This is a genomic window from Deltaproteobacteria bacterium PRO3 (genome assembly GCA_030263375.1).
Classification (GTDB): Bacteria; UBA10199; UBA10199; order DSSB01; family DSSB01; genus DSSB01.
In genome coordinates this window covers 1-2,343 of record SZOV01000182.1, presented here as the reverse complement: position 1 = coordinate 2,343, position 2,343 = coordinate 1, and the positions used below count along the sequence as shown (strand labels likewise).

3 protein-coding genes are annotated in these 2,343 nt (G+C 66.2%); all 3 read left to right on the top strand.

Features of this window, described 5'->3' with window-relative positions; all coding sequences use genetic code 11:
* Window position 1: 1 nt before the first annotated feature.
* The 3 genes from FBR05_15145 to secG are packed head-to-tail and all read left to right on the top strand — an operon-like array spanning window position 2 to window position 2,342.
* Window positions 2-1,195 (top strand): phosphoglycerate kinase, encoded by a 1,194-nt coding sequence (locus FBR05_15145; GenBank protein MDL1873515.1) that lies wholly within the window; start codon window positions 2-4, stop codon window positions 1,193-1,195.
* Entirely contained in the window at window positions 1,192-1,968 is a 777-nt protein-coding gene (locus FBR05_15140; protein ID MDL1873514.1) for a triose-phosphate isomerase, read from the top strand. The genes FBR05_15145 and FBR05_15140 overlap by 4 nt, the downstream gene beginning before the upstream one ends.
* On the top strand, window positions 1,968-2,342 hold the full coding sequence (secG, locus tag FBR05_15135; protein MDL1873513.1) for a preprotein translocase subunit SecG: 375 nt from the start codon (window positions 1,968-1,970) through the stop codon (window positions 2,340-2,342). The genes FBR05_15140 and secG overlap by 1 nt, the downstream gene beginning before the upstream one ends.
* Window position 2,343 lies beyond the last annotated feature (1 nt).

The following is a 2,343-nucleotide window of genomic DNA, read 5'->3' as shown; positions in this document are numbered from 1 at the left end:
CATGATCAAGAGCCTCGAAGAACTCGATCTGAAGGAAAAGCGCGTCTTCGTGCGCGTGGACTTCAACGTCCCCTACGACGCCGAGGGCAAGGTGGCCGACGACTCCCGCATCGTCGCCAGCCTGCCGACGATCCGCCACGTCCTGAAGTCCGGCGGCAAGCTGATCCTCGCCTCCCATCTGGGGCGGCCCAAGGGCAAGCGCGACCCCAAGTACAGCCTGATGCCGGTCGCGGCGCGGCTCTCCGAGCTGCTCGAGCGCGAGGTGACCTTCCCCGAAGACTGCATCGGCGACGCGGTGAAGAAACTGGTCGGCGAGATGCGCGAGGGCGAGGTCATCCTCCTCGAAAATCTGCGCTTCCACCCGGAAGAAGAGGTCAACGACCCCATTTTCAGCGAGCGCCTGGCCGGCCTGGCCGACATCTACGTCAACGACGCCTTCGGCACCCTGCACCGCGCCCACGCCTCGACCGTGGGGATGGTGCCGCTGGTCAAGGATAAGGCCGCGGGCCTGTTGGTCCTGAAAGAGGTCCAGGTCTTGAGCCGCCTGCTCCACGAGCCGGCGCGGCCCTTCGTCGCCATCCTGGGCGGCGCCAAGGTCTCCGACAAGCTGGGCGTCATCGAAAACCTCTTGAAGCTGGTCGACGGCCTGCTGATCGGCGGGGCCATGGCCTATACCTTCCTCAAGGCGAAGGGCGTCGAGGTCGGCGCCTCGCTGGTCGAGGACGGCAAGCTGCACCAGGCCGCCAAGCTGCTCGAGCGGGCCAAGACCAAGGACATCCGCCTCGAGCTGCCCCTCGACCACGTCATCGCCCGTGAGCTGAAGGCGGGTGCGGAGTTCAAGACTCCCTCCGGCGAGGCCATCCCCGCCGGCTGGATGGGCCTGGACGTCGGCCCCAAGACCCTCGAGGCCTACGAGGCGCAAATTTTAGCCGCCAAGACGGTGCTGTGGAACGGCCCGGTCGGCGCCTTCGAGACCCCGCCCTTCGAGCGGGGCACGGTCGAGATCGCCCGCACCCTCGCCAAGTCCGCGGGCATGACCGTGGTGGGCGGCGGCGACTCTTTGGCCGCGGTCAAGGTCGCCGGCGTGGGCGACAAGATCGGCCATCTCTCCACGGGCGGCGGTGCGACGCTGGAGTTCCTCGAGGGCAAGACCCTGCCGGGGCTCAAGGCCCTCGAGACGGAGGGGGCGCCATGATACCCGACCTGCGCCGGCCCCTCGTCGTCGGCAATTGGAAGATGAACAACACGATCGCCGAGTCGATCAAGCTGGTCACCGCCCTGAAGAATTTGCTGGTCGATTCGCCGCACATCGACGTCGCGGTGGCGCCGCCCTTCACCGCGCTGTACTCCGTCTCCGTCGCCTTGTCCGACACCAACATGTCGCTGGCGGCGCAAAACATGTATTGGGAGGAGGAGGGCGCCTTCACCGGCGAGGTCTCGGGGAACTTCCTCAAGGACGTCGGCTGCGAGTTTGTGATCCTGGGCCACTCCGAGCGGCGCAACCTCTTCGGCGAGACCGACAAGATGGTCAGCCAGAAGCTCCAGGCCGCCCTCAAGGCCGACCTGGTGCCCATCGTCTGCGTCGGCGAGAATTTGGCCCAGCGCGAGAAGGGCGCCACCCTCGAGGTGATCGAGGGACAGATGAAGGCGGCCTTCAGCGACGTGGCGATGCATGACTTCGAGCGCCTGACCGTCGCCTACGAGCCGGTTTGGGCGATCGGCACCGGCAAGAACGCCACCCCCCAGCAGGCCGGCGAAGTGCATCATTTCTTGCGCAACTGGCTCATGAAGTATTACGACGCCCCGACGGCCAACCGGATCCGGTTGCTGTACGGGGGCTCGGTCAAGCCGGAGAACGCGCCGGCCCTGATGAAAGAAACCCATGTCGACGGACTTTTAGTGGGAGGGGCCTCCTTGGACGCCGAGTCCTTCGCGAAGATCGTCAAGTTTGAAGAGAGGATGAGTTGATGGAAAACGTGATTTTAGCCGTTCACTACGTGGTCTGCGTCTTTTTGGTCATCGTGATCCTGCTGCAGGCCGGCAAGGGCGCCGACATGGGGGCTGCCTTCGGCGGTTCCTCGCAGACGGTCTTCGGTTCCCGCGGCGCCGCGACTTTCTTGAGCAAGCTGACGACGGGCGTGGCGGTGGTCTTCCTGCTCACCTCGATCTCGCTGGCGAGCATCGCCCGCAACAAGAGCAAGTCCTCGATCCTGAAGACGGTGGCCGAGCCGGCTCCGGTCACGGCCCCCGCGGCCACGCCGGCCCCGAAGGCGACCCCGGCCCCGCAGGCCAGCCCGGCGGCCGCGGCGACGATGCCGGCGACTTCGCCGAAACCGAAATGAG

Excerpts from the sequence above, each read along its gene's own strand:
- FBR05_15140 (MDL1873514.1), top strand. The coding sequence starts at position 1,192 with ATGATACCCGACCTGCGCCGGCCCCTCGTCGTCGGCAATTGGAAGATG.
- FBR05_15145 (MDL1873515.1), top strand. The coding sequence starts at position 2 with ATGATCAAGAGCCTCGAAGAACTCGATCTGAAGGAAAAGCGCGTCTTC.
- secG (MDL1873513.1), top strand. The coding sequence starts at position 1,968 with ATGGAAAACGTGATTTTAGCCGTTCACTACGTGGTCTGCGTCTTTTTG.